Annotated in this window: 14 protein-coding genes; 7 read left to right on the plus strand and 7 right to left on the minus strand. The window is 68.6% G+C overall.

Annotated elements, in window-relative coordinates; genetic code table 11:
- Positions 1-4 precede the first annotated feature (4 nt).
- Both LV457_RS03500 and LV457_RS03505 read right to left on the minus strand, forming a co-directional pair.
- Complete coding sequence (locus LV457_RS03500; protein WP_232169230.1) at positions 5-1126, minus strand: nitronate monooxygenase family protein; 1122 nt, start codon at positions 1124-1126, stop codon at positions 5-7.
- Entirely contained in the window at positions 1126-2772 is a 1647-nt protein-coding gene (locus LV457_RS03505; RefSeq protein WP_232169019.1) for an acyl-CoA synthetase, read from the minus strand. The genes LV457_RS03500 and LV457_RS03505 overlap by 1 nt, the downstream gene beginning before the upstream one ends.
- 67 nt (positions 2773-2839) lie before the next feature.
- On the opposite strand from LV457_RS03505, the gene LV457_RS03510 reads away from it, so the two are divergent.
- The gene (locus LV457_RS03510; protein WP_232169020.1) at positions 2840-3640 is read left to right on the plus strand and encodes a crotonase/enoyl-CoA hydratase family protein; all 801 of its coding nucleotides are present in this window, start codon (positions 2840-2842) and stop codon (positions 3638-3640) included.
- Between the two features lie 39 nt (positions 3641-3679).
- Here the strand turns inward: LV457_RS03510 and LV457_RS03515 are convergent, their stop codons facing one another.
- The 4 genes from LV457_RS03515 to LV457_RS03530 all read right to left on the minus strand — a co-directional run bounded on the left by LV457_RS03515 (position 3680) and on the right by LV457_RS03530 (position 7610).
- A complete protein-coding gene (locus LV457_RS03515) occupies positions 3680-4543 on the minus strand; it encodes a DUF559 domain-containing protein (RefSeq protein ID WP_232169021.1) in 864 nt (287 codons plus the stop codon).
- 46 nt (positions 4544-4589) lie between these two features.
- The gene (locus tag LV457_RS03520) at positions 4590-5789 is read right to left on the minus strand and encodes a cytochrome P450 (RefSeq protein ID WP_232169024.1); all 1200 of its coding nucleotides are present in this window, start codon (positions 5787-5789) and stop codon (positions 4590-4592) included.
- Positions 5790-5802: 13 nt separating this feature from the next.
- Positions 5803-6486, minus strand: a complete 684-nt coding sequence (locus tag LV457_RS03525) for an acetoacetate decarboxylase family protein (protein WP_232169231.1) — start codon at positions 6484-6486, stop codon at positions 5803-5805.
- 92 nt (positions 6487-6578) lie between these two features.
- Positions 6579-7610: an LLM class F420-dependent oxidoreductase gene (locus tag LV457_RS03530; RefSeq protein WP_232169025.1), complete on the minus strand. Its 1032-nt coding sequence runs from the start codon at positions 7608-7610 to the stop codon at positions 6579-6581.
- Positions 7611-7668: 58 nt separating this feature from the next.
- Between LV457_RS03530 and LV457_RS03535 the strand changes: the two genes are divergently transcribed.
- Genes LV457_RS03535 through LV457_RS03550 form a run of 4 tightly spaced genes read left to right on the plus strand, consistent with a single transcriptional unit; the run spans position 7669 to position 11329 of the window.
- On the plus strand, positions 7669-8676 hold the full coding sequence (locus LV457_RS03535; RefSeq protein WP_232169026.1) for a Zn-ribbon domain-containing OB-fold protein: 1008 nt from the start codon (positions 7669-7671) through the stop codon (positions 8674-8676).
- Between the two features lie 12 nt (positions 8677-8688).
- On the plus strand, positions 8689-9750 hold the full coding sequence (locus LV457_RS03540; protein WP_232169027.1) for a thiolase domain-containing protein: 1062 nt from the start codon (positions 8689-8691) through the stop codon (positions 9748-9750).
- A gap of 2 nt (positions 9751-9752) precedes the next feature.
- Positions 9753-10925 carry a thiolase domain-containing protein gene (locus tag LV457_RS03545; protein WP_232169028.1) on the plus strand — a complete coding sequence of 391 codons (1173 nt, stop codon included), beginning with the start codon at positions 9753-9755 and terminating at the stop codon, positions 10923-10925.
- Positions 10922-11329 (plus strand): nuclear transport factor 2 family protein, encoded by a 408-nt coding sequence (locus tag LV457_RS03550; protein WP_232169029.1) that lies wholly within the window; start codon positions 10922-10924, stop codon positions 11327-11329. The genes LV457_RS03545 and LV457_RS03550 overlap by 4 nt, the downstream gene beginning before the upstream one ends.
- Positions 11330-11332: 3 nt before the next feature.
- Here LV457_RS03550 and LV457_RS03555 read toward each other — a convergent pair whose 3' ends face one another.
- Positions 11333-11857, minus strand: a complete 525-nt coding sequence (locus LV457_RS03555) for a gamma carbonic anhydrase family protein (RefSeq protein WP_232169031.1) — start codon at positions 11855-11857, stop codon at positions 11333-11335.
- 96 nt (positions 11858-11953) lie between these two features.
- Between LV457_RS03555 and LV457_RS03560 the strand changes: the two genes are divergently transcribed.
- Together LV457_RS03560 and LV457_RS03565 are read left to right on the plus strand one after the other, a co-directional pair.
- The gene (locus tag LV457_RS03560; RefSeq protein WP_232169033.1) at positions 11954-13111 is read left to right on the plus strand and encodes a Rieske 2Fe-2S domain-containing protein; all 1158 of its coding nucleotides are present in this window, start codon (positions 11954-11956) and stop codon (positions 13109-13111) included.
- Positions 13111-13572, plus strand: coding sequence for a hypothetical protein (locus LV457_RS03565; RefSeq protein ID WP_232169034.1), 462 nt, complete (start codon positions 13111-13113; stop codon positions 13570-13572). The genes LV457_RS03560 and LV457_RS03565 overlap by 1 nt, the downstream gene beginning before the upstream one ends.
- Position 13573: the final 1 nt, after the last annotated feature.

Raw genomic sequence — 13573 nt, forward strand, 5'->3', positions numbered from 1 at the left:
TCGGTCAGGCGCCCGCGATCCTGTCGAGGTGGCGGCGCGCCGTCTCGAACCCGTCGACCAGTTCGGCGATGATGTCGGCGACGGGGCGGATCTCGTTCATCCGGCCGACGATCTGGCCGACCGGCATGGCCACCGTCGTCGGATCGGTCGACTCGTTCATCCGTTGATGCGCCTCGCTGACCAGGATGTTCTGCAGTGGCATCGGCAGCGGCTCCGGAGCGTCGGGAGCATCCCACGCGTCGGTCCAGCGGGTCTTGAGCAGCCGGGCCGGTTTGCCGGTGTAGATCCGGCGCCGCACGGTGTCCGCGGACGTCGCGCCAAGCAGCGCCTCCTGGATCACCGAGACACCCGACTCGCGTCGCACGCCGAGGTCGTACTCGGCGGCGGTCAGCCACGCCGAACCCATCCACACGCCCTGCGCGCCGAGCGCGAGCGCGGCTGCCACCTGGCGGCCGGTGCCGATCCCGCCGGCGGCGAGTACGGGTGCGCGGCCCGCCAGGGCGTCGACGACTTCGGGGATGAGCACCATCGAGGCGATCTCGCCGGTGTGGCCGCCGGCCTCATGGCCCTGGGCGACGACGATGTCGACGCCGTTGTCCGCATGGCGCAGTGCGTGTTTCGCGCTGCCGGCCAACGCCGCGACGGGCACGCCGGCCGCGTGCGCCTGGTCGATGACGTCCTTCGGCGGCGAGCCGAGCGCGTTGGCGATGAGCTTGATCGGGTGCTTGAGCGCCACCTCGACGTGCGAACGCGCGACGGAGTGCAGCCAGCCGAGCACGCCCTCGGACTTCTGTTCGTCCTCGGGCAGCGGCGGCACACCGAGGTCGGCGAGCGTCTTGTCGACGAACTCGCGATGCGTCTGCGGGATGAGCTTGTCGATGTCGACGGCGCTGCCCTCGGTGGGGACCTTCGCGGGCATGACGATGTCGACGCCGTACGGCTTGCCTTCGGTGTTCTCGTCCATCCACTGCAGGACGTCTTCGAGGTCGTCGGCGGCGTTGAAGCGCACGCAGCCCAGGACGCCGAGCCCGCCGGCCTTGCTCACGGCGGCGGCGACCTTCTCCGACGGCGTGAAGGCGAAGATCGGGTACTCGATGCCGAAGCGGTCACACAGCTCGGTACGCATCACTTGCTCGCTCCCTGGACGTGCTTGGCGTCCACCTCGTCGGCCGGCCGCGACTCGGTCTGTTCCTTGGCCCACCGGTAGTCGGGCTTGCCGGCGGGCGTGCGCTGGATGGTGTCGGTCCACCAGATCTTGCGCGGCACCTTGTATCCCGCGATCTCGTTGCGGACGAACGCGTCGAGATCGGCGAACGACGGCGTCGCGCCTTCGCGCCGCTGCACCACGGCGGCGACGCATTGCCCGTACCGCTCGTCGGGCACACCGACCACCAGCGCGTCGAATACGTCCGGGTGACCCTTGAGCGCGCCCTCGACCTCTTCGGGGTAGATCTTCTCGCCGCCGGAATTGATCGACTGCGAGCCGCGGCCCAGCATCGTGACGCTGCCGTCGGCCTCGACTGTCGCGTAGTCGCCGGGGATCGCGTAGCGGACGCCGTTGATGGTGCGGAACGTCTCGGCCGTCTTCTTCTCGTCCTTGTAGTAGCCCAGCGGGATGTGCCCGCGCTTGGCGATCATGCCGCGCACCCCGCTGCCGGGCTGGACCTCGTTGCCGTCGTCGTCGATCACCACGACGTTCCTGTCGATCGTGACGCGCGGGCCGCCGGTGTGCGTCTGGCCCTTCGCGACGACGCTCGACCCGCCGAAGCCGGTCTCCGAGGAGCCGATGGAGTCGGTGATGATGCGGTCGGGCAGCAGCTCCAGCAGCTGGTCCTTCAGCGCCGGCGAGAACAGCGCCGCCGTACTGGCGAGCAGGAACAGGTTCGACAGGTCATACCGGGCGCCGTTGGCTTCGAGCGCGTCGAGCAACGGGCGGGCCATCGCGTCGCCGGTGAAGAACAACAGGTTCACCTTGTGCCGCTCGCAGGTGCGCCACACCTCGTCCGGATCGAATTCGGGCGCCAACACCACCGTCTGCCCGCCGAACAACGCCATCCAGGTGGCGCTCTGGGTGGCGCCGTGGATCATCGGCGGAATGGGGTACCGGATCATCGGTGCGTTCTCGGCCGCCTGCTTGGCCAGGCCGTACTCGTCGGCGATCGGCTCGCCCGTCGCAAAGTCGGTGCCGCCGAACAACACTCGGTAGATGTCCTCGTGACGCCACATGACGCCCTTCGGGAAGCCCGTCGTGCCGCCGGTGTAGAGCAGATAGATGTCGTCCGCGCTGCGCGGACCGAAGTCCCGCTCGGGCGAGCCCTGCTCCAACGCAGCGTCGAATGCCACGCCGCCGTAGCTGGAGAAGTCCTCGCTGCTGCCGTCTTCGACCACGACCACCGTCTGCAGCGACGGCACGTCGGGCAGCACATTGGCGACCCGCGGGCTGTACTGCCGCTCGTGGATCAGCGCCACCATGTCCGAGTTGTCGAACAGGTACTTCAGCTCACCCTCGACGTAGCGGAAGTTCACGTTGACGCCGATGGCGCCGGCCTTCACCACGGCCACCATCGCGATGACGATCTCGATGCGGTTCCGGGAGTACAGGCCGACCTTGTCGTCCTTTCGCACCCCTCGGTCGAGCAGGAAGTGCGCCAGCCGGTTGGCCTTCTCCTCCAGCTGGGCGTAGGTCAGCTGTTCGTCGCCGCAGATCAGGGCGACGCGGTCAGGCACGGCGTCGATGGCGTGCTCGGCGAGGTCGGCGATGTTGAGGGCCACGGCACCAAACTAGAACGTGTTACATTTCGAGACAAGTCCGTGGCACCGACGCTGGGAGGCCTGTTCCGTGAGCGAGTCCGACGACACCCCCGACGCCCTCATCGAGCAGCGCGGACACACGCTCATCCTGACGCTGAACCGGCCCGCGGCCCGCAACGCGCTCTCCACCGAGATGCTGCAGATCATGGTCGAGGCGTGGGACCGCGTGGACAACGATCCGGAGATCCGCTCCTGCATCCTGACCGGGGCCGGCGGCTACTTCTGCGCCGGCATGGATCTCAAGGCAGCAACCGCCAAGCCGCCGGGCGACTCGTTCAAGGACGGCAGCTACGACCCGTCGCGCATCGACGGCCTGCTCAAGGGGCGCCGGTTGACCAAGCCGCTGATCGCCGCGGTCGAAGGCCCGGCCATCGCCGGCGGCACCGAGATCCTGCAGGGCACCGACATCCGCGTCGCCGGCGAGAGCGCGAAATTCGGCATCTCGGAGGCCAAGTGGAGCCTGTATCCGATGGGCGGGTCGGCCGTGCGGCTCGTCCGGCAGATCCCGTACACCATCGCGTGCGACCTGCTGCTCACCGGCCGTCACATCACCGCCGCCGAGGCGCTGGACTACGGGTTGATCGGCTACGTGGTGCCCGACGGCTCGGCGCTCGACAAAGCCCTCGAGATCGCCGAGGTCATCAACAACAACGGCCCGCTCGCGGTGCAGGCCATCCTGCGGTCGATCCGCGAGACCGAGGGCCTGCACGAAAACGATGCGTTCAAGATCGACACGAAGATCGGCATCGAGGTGTTCCTCAGCGACGACGCGAAGGAAGGCCCACGGGCGTTCAAGGAGAAGCGCCCGCCGCAGTTCAAGATGCGCTGAGTGTTCGTCCTGTCGCCGAGCGTCACCTCATGGCGGGATTCACGCCGTCAGACCGCCACCAGTTGACGCTCGACGCGCCAGTGCCCGGTGAACGCGGCTCACGATGCTGCCCTCACCGTCTTCTGATGTCACGCGAATGACGATCCAGCCGAGCGCGGTGAGCTCTTCCATCCGCCGGATGTCCCGGTTGAACTGGTATGTATCGGTCCGGTGGTGGTCGCCGTCGTACTCGATGGCCACCTTGAGCTGCTTCCAGCCCATGTCGAGCACGGCGACCACTTCGCCATACACGCCGCGGACCGTGATCTGGGTTTCGACGGGCGGGAACCCATGCCGTGCCAGCAGCAGTCGCAGCCAGGTCTCCCGGGGTGACTCGGCTCCACGGTTCATGGCCGCCAACGCCTTGCGGGCTCGCCGGATACCTCGTCGGCCTGGGTACCGCTCGAGCAGTGCCTCGACCTCACGAACGTCGAGGCGCGTCGCGCGGGCAAGCGCGTCGAGGACGGCCACCGCGCGAGCGAAGGGATAGCGGCAGGCGATGTCGACCGCCGTCCGGCTGGGTGTGGTGACGCGCACGCCGTCGATGAGCATGACCTCGTCGTCGGCGACGCGGTCCTGCCACGTCACAATGCCGCCGGGCGGGCAGCGGCGGTAGTACAGCAGTTCGGCCGGCTGCTTCCCGCCGATCCACTTGGCACCGTGCAAGGCAGCCGCGGAACTACCTGCTACCACCGCCCGCCGTCGCGACCACACCCACGCGGCCCTCGCCCGCGCTTTCGCGGTCAACGGCTCGGACCCGAGGACGTAGACGTCGGGATAGATTGGTGTCGCAGTCGTGCGCAGTCGGTGCCTGGTCAGCCGACCCGTCGCCAACGCCTCGCTGCCCAGAAACGGTTCCCCCATGCCCGGCAGTATGTCGACGGGCTCCGACGGTCGTGACGAAACGGCGCTACACCACCGGCTTGCCCGGCGTGAAGACGACGGGCATGGCCTCGAGCCCGGATACGAAGTTGGCGGCCCGCAGCGGAAGCACGGCGTCGTCGGCGAGCCGCAGATCCGGCATGCGCTGCAACACCTTTGTCAGCATGAGCCGCAGCTCGAGGCGGGCGAGCTGGTTGCCCAGGCAGAAGTGGGTGCCGAATCCGAAGGCCACGTGGCTGTTCGGATTCCGGTCGATCCGGAAGCTCTCGGGGTCACCGAAGACCGACTCGTCGAAGTTCGCCGACTCGAACATCAGCATGATCTTCTCGCCGGATCTCAGCTGGGCGCCGTGGAATTCGGTGTCGGCGGTCAACGTGCGGCACATGTTCTTCACCGGCGACGTCCAGCGCAGCATCTCCTCGATGGCGCCGGGCAAGAGCTCCGCGTCCGCCACCACGCGCTCCCACTGATCGCGATGGCGCAGCAACTGCGCGGTGCCGCCCGACAGCGTGTGGCGGGTGGTCTCGTCGCCGCCGATGAGGATCAGCAGCGTCTCGAAGACGATCTCGTCATCGGTCATCCGGGAGCCCTCGACCTCGGAATTCACCAGCACGGAGAACAGGTCGTCGGTGGGCTCGGCCCGCCGCTTGCCGATGACGTCCATGGTGAAGGCGGTGTAGGCGGCAAAGGTGTCCATCAGCTTCTGGATCGTCGCCTCGTCGACGGTCGAGCTCAGCCCGCAGACCAGGTCGTCGGACCACTGCAGCAGCATGCCGCGCTCCTCGGGCAGCACGCCGAGCATGTCGCCGATGACGGCCATGGGCAGCGGCGCGGCGATGTCGCGCACGAAGTCGCACTCGCCGCGCTCGATCACCGCGTCGATCAGCGTGTCACAGAGCCGCTCGATCGACGGCACCTTGTCCATCACCCGCTTGCGGGTGAACCCGGCGTTGACGAGCTTGCGCCGCAACAGGTGCGCCGGATCGTCCATGTCGATCATGTAGGGCATGCCGGGCTGATCCGGGCGAATGCCACCGGTCGAGCTGAACAGCTCCGGGTTGCGCTCGGCGTCGATCACAGCCTGGTAGGTGGTGGCGGCGGCCAGCCCGTTGCGGTCGCGGAACACCGGTTGGTTCGCCCGCATCCAGCGGTACGCCTCGCGCGCGGCGGCCCCGTCGGCGTAGAAGTTGCCGTCCGCCAGGTCGACGTCGGGAATCGTGGTGGTCATGGCTCTCCCGGACTCAGGGCGTGACGACATGGGCGTCACCGAAGGTCATTTGGACGCGAGCGGAGGACTGCGACGCCATCGCTCGTTTGGGGAGACCGAGGGACGCCAGGTCCGCGGCGTACGGGTGGTCACCCAGCCGCAGCCGCGCCCCGCCGACCCGCACCCGCATGCCGGAATTTCGCATCTCCCAGGGGATCTCGCGGGTGACGCCGTCGAGGCAGCTGTAGGTCCGCAGGGTCTGGGGCTTCGAGGTGAGCGCCGACGGCAGCGGCACCCCGCTTGCGAAGTCGACACCCGCGATGAGCTTCCCGTCTTTGGCGACCTCGAAGCCGAACGAGGAACCCTCGCGCACCGTGAAGTCGGCCATGATCTTCGGGAAGCCCCAGATGGTGCGGCCGGCCTCGAGCGTGAAGGACTGGTCGACGGGCAGGTGGTGGATGAAGGCGGCGGCGTTGCGCAGCGCGGCCGGTCCGCGGGCGTTCGCCCCGGCGGGGTTCACCATCACCGCGGTGCCGAACTCGTTATATCTGCCCAGGTCGCCGTCGTGGTAGCGGACGAGCATGAGCATGACGACGGCCTTGCCCGGCAGGTACTCGCACACCCGCAGGCCGCTGTAGTCGATGAGCTGCTGCGCGGCCGGCGCGGACACCGAGAACATCGCGACGTGGCAGTCGGCGTGGCGGATCCGGACCGGCATCGTCAGCACCGTGCCGGCAATCGTGTGCTGAGCGGGTGTGGTCGACGTCACGCGCCCAACCTAGAACGTGTTCTAGTTCGTGGCAAGACCGTTCAGACGAGCCCGGCGAGATCCCGGATCTGCTCGGCAGAACGTGCACCGACCACCATCATCGTCACGCCCGCGGCCTCCCAGGCCTTGATCTGCTGCTGCACGTACCCCAGGTCGCCGACGATGGCCGAATCGTCGACGAGCTCGTCGGGGATCACCGTCGCCGCCTCGTCCTTGCGCCCGGAGCGGAAGAGCCTGGTCACGTCGTCGACCACCTCGGCGTAGCCCATCCGCCGGTACACGTCGGCGTGGAAGTTGGTGTCCTCGGCACCCATGCCGCCCATGTAGAGCGCCAGGTGCGGCTTCATCAGCTCCATGACCGCGGCCCGGTCGTCGGTGACGATCACCTGCGCCGTCGCGCAGATCTCGAAGGTCTCGCGGGTGCGCCGGGCGCCGGGGCGCGCGAAACCCTCGTCGAGCCACTCGTTGTACATGCCCGCAATGCGCGGGGAATAGAAGATCGGCAGCCAGCCGTCGCAGATCTCGGCCGCGAGCGCGACGTTCTTCGGGCCCTCCGCGCCCAGCATCACCGGGATGTCGGCGCGCCGCGGATGGGTGATCGGCTTCAGCGGCTTGCCCAGGCCGGTGGTGCCCTCACCGGTGAGCGGCAGCGGGTAGTGCGGGCCGGCGCTGGTCACCGGCGCCTCACGGGCCCACACCTGCCGCAGGATGTCGATGTATTCGCGGGTGCGCGCCAGCGGCTTCGGGAACCGCTGCCCGTACCAGCCTTCGACGACCTGCGGCCCGGACACACCCAGGCCCAGGATGTGCCGGCCGCCGGACAGGTGGTCGAGCGTCAGCGCGGCCATGGCGCACGCGGTCGGCGTGCGGGCCGACAGCTGGATCACCGACGTGCCCAACCGCATTCGGCTGGTCTCGCGGCCCCACCAGGCCAGCGGGGTGTAGGCGTCCGAACCCCACGCCTCGGCGGTGAAGACGGTGTCGAAATCCGCCTCCTCGGCCGCCGCGACGAGTTCTGCATGGTTCTCCGGGGGGTGCGCGCCCCAGTAGCCGAGCTGCAGTCCGAGCTTCATCCAGATCGCCTCATCACGTTCCTTGCCACGATTCTTAGAACCTGTTCTACTCTGATGCGTGAGCGTCAGCCAAGACAGCCCGGGCCTGCTCGATGCGCATGAGCCACCGCTTTCGGCCCCCCTCCGACTGTCATTCGACTACACCCGTTCGGTCGGGCCACTGCTGAGCCAGTTCTTCACCGCGTTGCGCGGCAAGCGCATCGTCGGGGTCCGCGGATCGGACGGCCGCGTGCTGGTGCCGCCGGCCGAGTTCGACCCCGTGACCTGCGCGCGGTTGAGCGAGATCGTACCGGTGAGCGCCGTCGGAACCGTCCAGTCGTGGACCTGGCAGTCGGAGCCGCTCGAGGGTCAGCCGCTGGACCGGCCGTTCGCGTGGGCGCTCATCACGCTCGACGGCGCGGACACGGCGCTGCTGCACGCCGTCGCCGCCGACGGGCCCGACGCCATCAGCACCGGCGCGCGGGTCACGGCGCACTGGGTCGACGAGCCGGTCGGCGCCATCACCGACATCGCCTACTTCACCATCGGCGAGGCCGAGGAAGCCGTCGAGCACACCACCGACGAGCGCGACCCGGTCAAGATCGTGGTCATCCCGACGGCCATCGAGATCCAGCACACCGCCTCGCTGCCCGAGAGCGCCTACCTGCGGGCGCTGCAGGAAGGCAGACTGCTCGGCGCGCGATCGGCAAAGGGCCGCGACGGCAAGCCCGGCAAGGTGTATTTCCCGGCGCGCGAAGCGGATCCGGCCACGGGTCTGCCGCTCGACGAGTTCGTCGAGCTGTCCGACAAGGGCACCGTCACGACCTTCGCGATCATCAACATCCCGTTCGCGGGCCAGCGCATCAAGCCGCCCTACGTCGCGGCGTACGTGCTGCTCGACGGCGCCGACATCCCGTTCCTGCACCTGGTCACCGAGATCGACGCCACCGAGGTGCGGATGGGCATGCGGGTCGAGGCGGTGTGGCGGCCCCGCGAGGAGTGGGGCCTCGGTATCGACAACATCTCGCATTTCCGGCCGAGCGGTGAACCGGACGCCGACTACGACACCTACAAGCACCACCTGTAAAGGCCTGGCACAGTGACTGATCGCAACGTAGCGGTGGTCGGGTTCGCGCATGCACCGCATGTGCGCCGCACCGAAGGCACCACCAACGGCGTCGAGATGCTCATGCCGTGCTTCGCGGCGCTCTACGACGAGCTCGGCATCGCGCAGCGCGACATCGGCTTCTGGTGTTCCGGATCCTCCGATTATCTTGCCGGACGCGCGTTCTCGTTCATCTCCGCAATCGACTCGATCGGGGCCGTGCCACCGATCAACGAGTCGCACGTCGAGATGGACGCCGCGTGGGCGCTGTACGAGGCCTACATCAAGCTGCTGACCGGCGAGGTCGACACCGCGCTGGTCTACGGGTTCGGCAAGTCGAGCGCGGGCATCCTGCGCCGCGTGCTCGCCCTGCAGACCGACCCGTACACGGTCGCGCCGCTGTGGCCGGATTCGGTGTCGATGGCGGGCCTGCAGGCGCGCGCCGGCCTGGACGCCGGGAAGTGGACCGCCGAGGACATGGCACAGGTGGCGCTCGACGCGTTCGCCGTCGCCGAGCGCACCGACTCCGAGCCGCCGGCCGCCGACATCGACGAGCTGCTGAGCCGGCCGTACTTCGCCGAACCGCTGCGTCGCCACGACATCGCACCGATCAGCGACGGTGCCGCCGCGATCGTGCTCGCGGCCGGCGATCGAGCGCGTGAGCTCCGTGAACGGCCGGCGTGGATCACCGGTTTCGAGCACCGCATCGAAACACCGGTCCTCGGCGCGCGCGATCTGACGACGTCGCCGTCGACGGCGGCCTCGGCGCAGGGCGCCACCGGCGGCGACACCGGCTCCATCGACGTCGCCGAGCTGTACGCGCCGTTCACCCATCAGCAGCTCATCCTCAAAGAGGCGATCGGGCTGGGCGACGGGACGGCGGTCAACCCGTCGGGCGGGGCGCTGGCCGCCAATCCGATGTTCGTCGCGGGGCTGGAGCGCATCGGTTTCGCGGCCCGGCACATCTTCGACGGATCGGCACAGCGGGTGCTCGCCCACGCCACGAGCGGGCCTGCGCTGCAGCAGAATCTGGTCGCCGTGCTGGAAGGGAAATAACCATGGCTGGACGCAAAGCAGCGGTTCTCGGCACCGGCCAGACCAAGTACGTCGCCAAGCGTCAGGACGTGTCGATGGGCGGCCTGGTCCGCGAGTCGATCGACCGCGCGCTCGACGACAGCGGGATGACGCTCGATGACATCGACGCCGTGGTGGTCGGCAAGGCGCCCGACTTCTTCGAGGGCGTCATGATGCCGGAGCTGTTCCTGGCCGACGCGGTGGGTGCGACGAACAAGCCGCTGATCCGCGTGCACACCGCCGGCTCGGTGGGCGGCTCAACCGGCGTGGTGGCGGCGAGCCTGGTGCAATCCGGGAAGTACCGCCGCGTGCTGGCGATGGCGTGGGAGAAGCAGTCGGAGTCGAATGCCATGTGGGCGTTGAGCATTCCGGTGCCGTTCACCAAGCCGGTCGGCGCCGGTGCGGGCGGGTACTTCGCCCCGCACGTGCGTGCCTACATCCGCCGCTCGGGCGCGCCGACGCACATCGGCGCCATGGTGGCGGTGAAGGACCGGCAGAACGGCGCGAAGAACCCGCTCGCGCACCTGCAGCAGAGCGACATCACCCTGGAGAAGGTGCTGAGCTCGCAGATGCTGTGGGACCCGATCCGCTTCGACGAGACGTGCCCGTCGTCGGACGGCGCGTGCGCGCTGGTGATCGGCGACGAAGAGACCGCGGACGCCCACGTCGCCGAGGGCCGTCCCGTCGCCTGGATCCACGCCACGGCGCTGCGCACCGAGCCGCTGGCCTACTCCGGCCGCGACCAGGTGAACCCGCAGGCCGGCCGTGACGCCGCCAAGGCGCTGTGGCAGGCCGCCGGCATCACCAGCCCGATCGACGAGATCGACGTCGCCGAGATCTACGTGCCGTTCTCGTGGTTCGAGCCGATGTGGCTGGAGAACCTGGGGTTCGCCCCCGAAGGTGAGGGCTGGAAGCTCACCGAGGCCGGCGAGACGGCGATCGGTGGACGCATCCCGCTCAACCCGTCGGGCGGGGTGCTGTCGTCGAACCCGATCGGCGCGTCGGGCCTGATCCGGTTCGCCGAGGCCGCCATCCAGGTGATGAGCAAGGCCGGCGCGCACCAGGTCGAGGGCGCTCGCAAGGCACTCGGCCACGCCTACGGCGGCGGATCGCAGTACTACTCGATGTGGGTCGTCGGCGCGGACAAGCCGGCATGAGCGAACATCCGGCCACGGCGGCCGGCCGCCGCTCCCGCGAGGCGGCCATGGCGCACGACAAGCAGGCATGGCTCGACAACTTCGCCGACGACGCCGTGGTCGAGGACCCCATCGGGCCGTCGCACTTCGACCCCGAGGGAAAGGGCCACCGCGGTAAGGAGGCGATCGCCAAGTTCTGGGACATGGCCATCGGTCCCAACGAGATGACGTTCCACTTCACCGACTCCTTCCGCTGCGGCAACGAGGAAGCAAACACCGGGCACATCTCGATCGTCACCAGCGGCCTGCAGGTGACGTGCGAGGGCGTGTTCACCTACCGCGTCAACGACGAGGGCAAGCTCGTCGCGCTGCGCGCGTACTGGGAGCTCGACCGCGCGGCAGCGACAGCCAAGCCGGTCTCCTAGCCGTCAGGCCTCGGACAGCCCGGCGCGGTAGCGGCGCGCCAAGTCCTCGTACTCCGGCGCATTGGTGCGCACCCAGTCGGCGGCATGGGTGCCGGCGATCGGTCCCTTGACCTTTGCCGGGGCGCCGACGACCAGCACCTCGTCGGGAATCTGCATGCCGCCGAGCACCACCGCGCCGGCGGCGATCAGGCTGCGGGCGCCGATCACCGCGCCGTCGAGCGTGGTGCAGTGATTGCCGACGAGCGTGCCCGCGCCGATCACGGTCCCGTGTACGACGCACGAGTGCGCCACGGTCGCGCCCGGACCGATGTCGGTGGGTGTGCCCGGCGAGGCGTGCACCACGGAGTTGTCCTGCACGTTCGCGCCCGCGCGCACGACGATCGGGCTGTAGTCGGCCCGCAGCACCGCGCCGAACCACACCGACGCCTCGGCCTCGACCGTCACGTCGCCGACCAGCACCGCGGTCGGGGCGATGAAGGCTTCGGGATGAACGGTCGGGGTACTCCCCTCGAAGCTGTACAGCGGCATTGCTCACATATACCTGCGGCGCCGCGGCTCGATTGCGCAGCCTGACGGTAAAACTGTAACGTGTTCTAATTGGAGAGCACTAGATGGAGGTGCGTCGTGCCCACGGAAGCCGCCGGCATTCGCGAGATCGACACCGGGACGCTGCCCGACCGCTACGCCCGCGGTTGGCACTGCCTCGGGCCGGTGACCAGCTACCTCGACGGCGAGCCTCACAGCGTCGAGGCGTTCGGCACCAAGCTGGTCGTCTTCGCCGACTCGAAGGGCGACATCAAGATCCTGGACGGCTACTGCCGGCACATGGGCGGTGACCTGTCGCAGGGCACCATCAAGGGCGACGAGGTCGCCTGCCCGTTCCACGACTGGCGGTGGGGCGGCGACGGCAAGTGCAAGCTCGTGCCCTACGCCAAGCGGACGCCGCGGCTTGCTCGCACCCGGGCCTGGACCACGGATGTGCGCGCCGGCCTGCTGTTCGTGTGGCACGACCACGAGAACAACCCGCCGCCGCCCGAGGTGCGCATCCCCGACATCCCGGAGTACGCCAGCGACGAGTGGACCGACTGGCGGTGGAACTCGATCCTGATCGAGGGCGCGAACTGCCGCGAGATCATCGACAACGTCACCGACATGGCGCACTTCTTCTACATCCACTTCGGGCTGCCGACGTACTTCAAGAACGTCTTCGAGGGCCACATCGCCTCGCAGTACCTGCACAACGTGGGCCGGGCCGACGTCAACGACATGGGCACCACTTACGGTGAGGCGCACCTGGATTCGGAGGCGTCGTACTTCGGGCCGTCGTTCATGATCAACTGGCTGCACAACAACTATGGCGGTTTCAAGGCCGAGTCGATCCTGATCAATTGCCACTATCCGGTGACGCAGGACTCGTTCGTGCTGCAGTGGGGCGTCATCGTCGAGAAGCCCAAGGGCCTTGACGAGAAGACCACCGACAAGCTGGCCCGGGTCTTCACCGAGGGCGTCAGCAAGGGCTTCCTGCAGGACGTCGAGATCTGGAAGCACAAGACGCGCATCGACAACCCGCTGCTGGTCGAGGAGGACGGCGCCGTCTATCAGCTGCGACGGTGGTATCAGCAGTTCTATGTGGATGTCGCGGACGTGACCCCGGAGATGACAGACCGCTTCGAGATCGAGGTCGACACCACCGCGGCCAACAAGTACTGGAACACCGAGGTCGAACAGAACCTCAAGCGCCGCGAGCAGGAGACGGCGGAGCAGCCCACGCAGGTGCCGTGATGACGGAGCGCGACGAGGCACCCGACGCCGATCGGTTGGCCGAGTCGATGCTGCTGCTCTACGGCGCGCACGACGACGACGATCACCCGGCGAGCGGCGGGCGCAGCACGAGCAGCTGGAGCAAGGCGCCGAGCTTCGCCTCCGATCCGGAGCGGGCGGCAGCTGTGCGGGCGGCGACGGAGCAGGACCGCGAACGCTACCTGACCAGCGGGCTGGTGCCCATCGACTGCCGCTACTGCCACGTGTCGGTGGACGTCCGCAAGCTCGGACCCGGGCACACCTCGGTCCAGTGGAACAGCGATGCGTCGCAGCGGTGCGCCCACTTCGCCGAGGTCCGCGAATCGGGCGGTGAGCCCGCGCGTAGCAAGGCGTGCCCGAAGCTCGCCGACAGCATCAAGCACGCGATCGCCGAAGGCGTGCTGGAGGAGACGTCCTCGGCGCCGTCACCCGGCGACGGCTGAC

The sequence above is a fragment of the Mycobacterium sp. MYCO198283 genome, from assembly GCF_021213805.1.
GTDB lineage: Bacteria > Actinomycetota > Actinomycetes > Mycobacteriales > Mycobacteriaceae > Mycobacterium.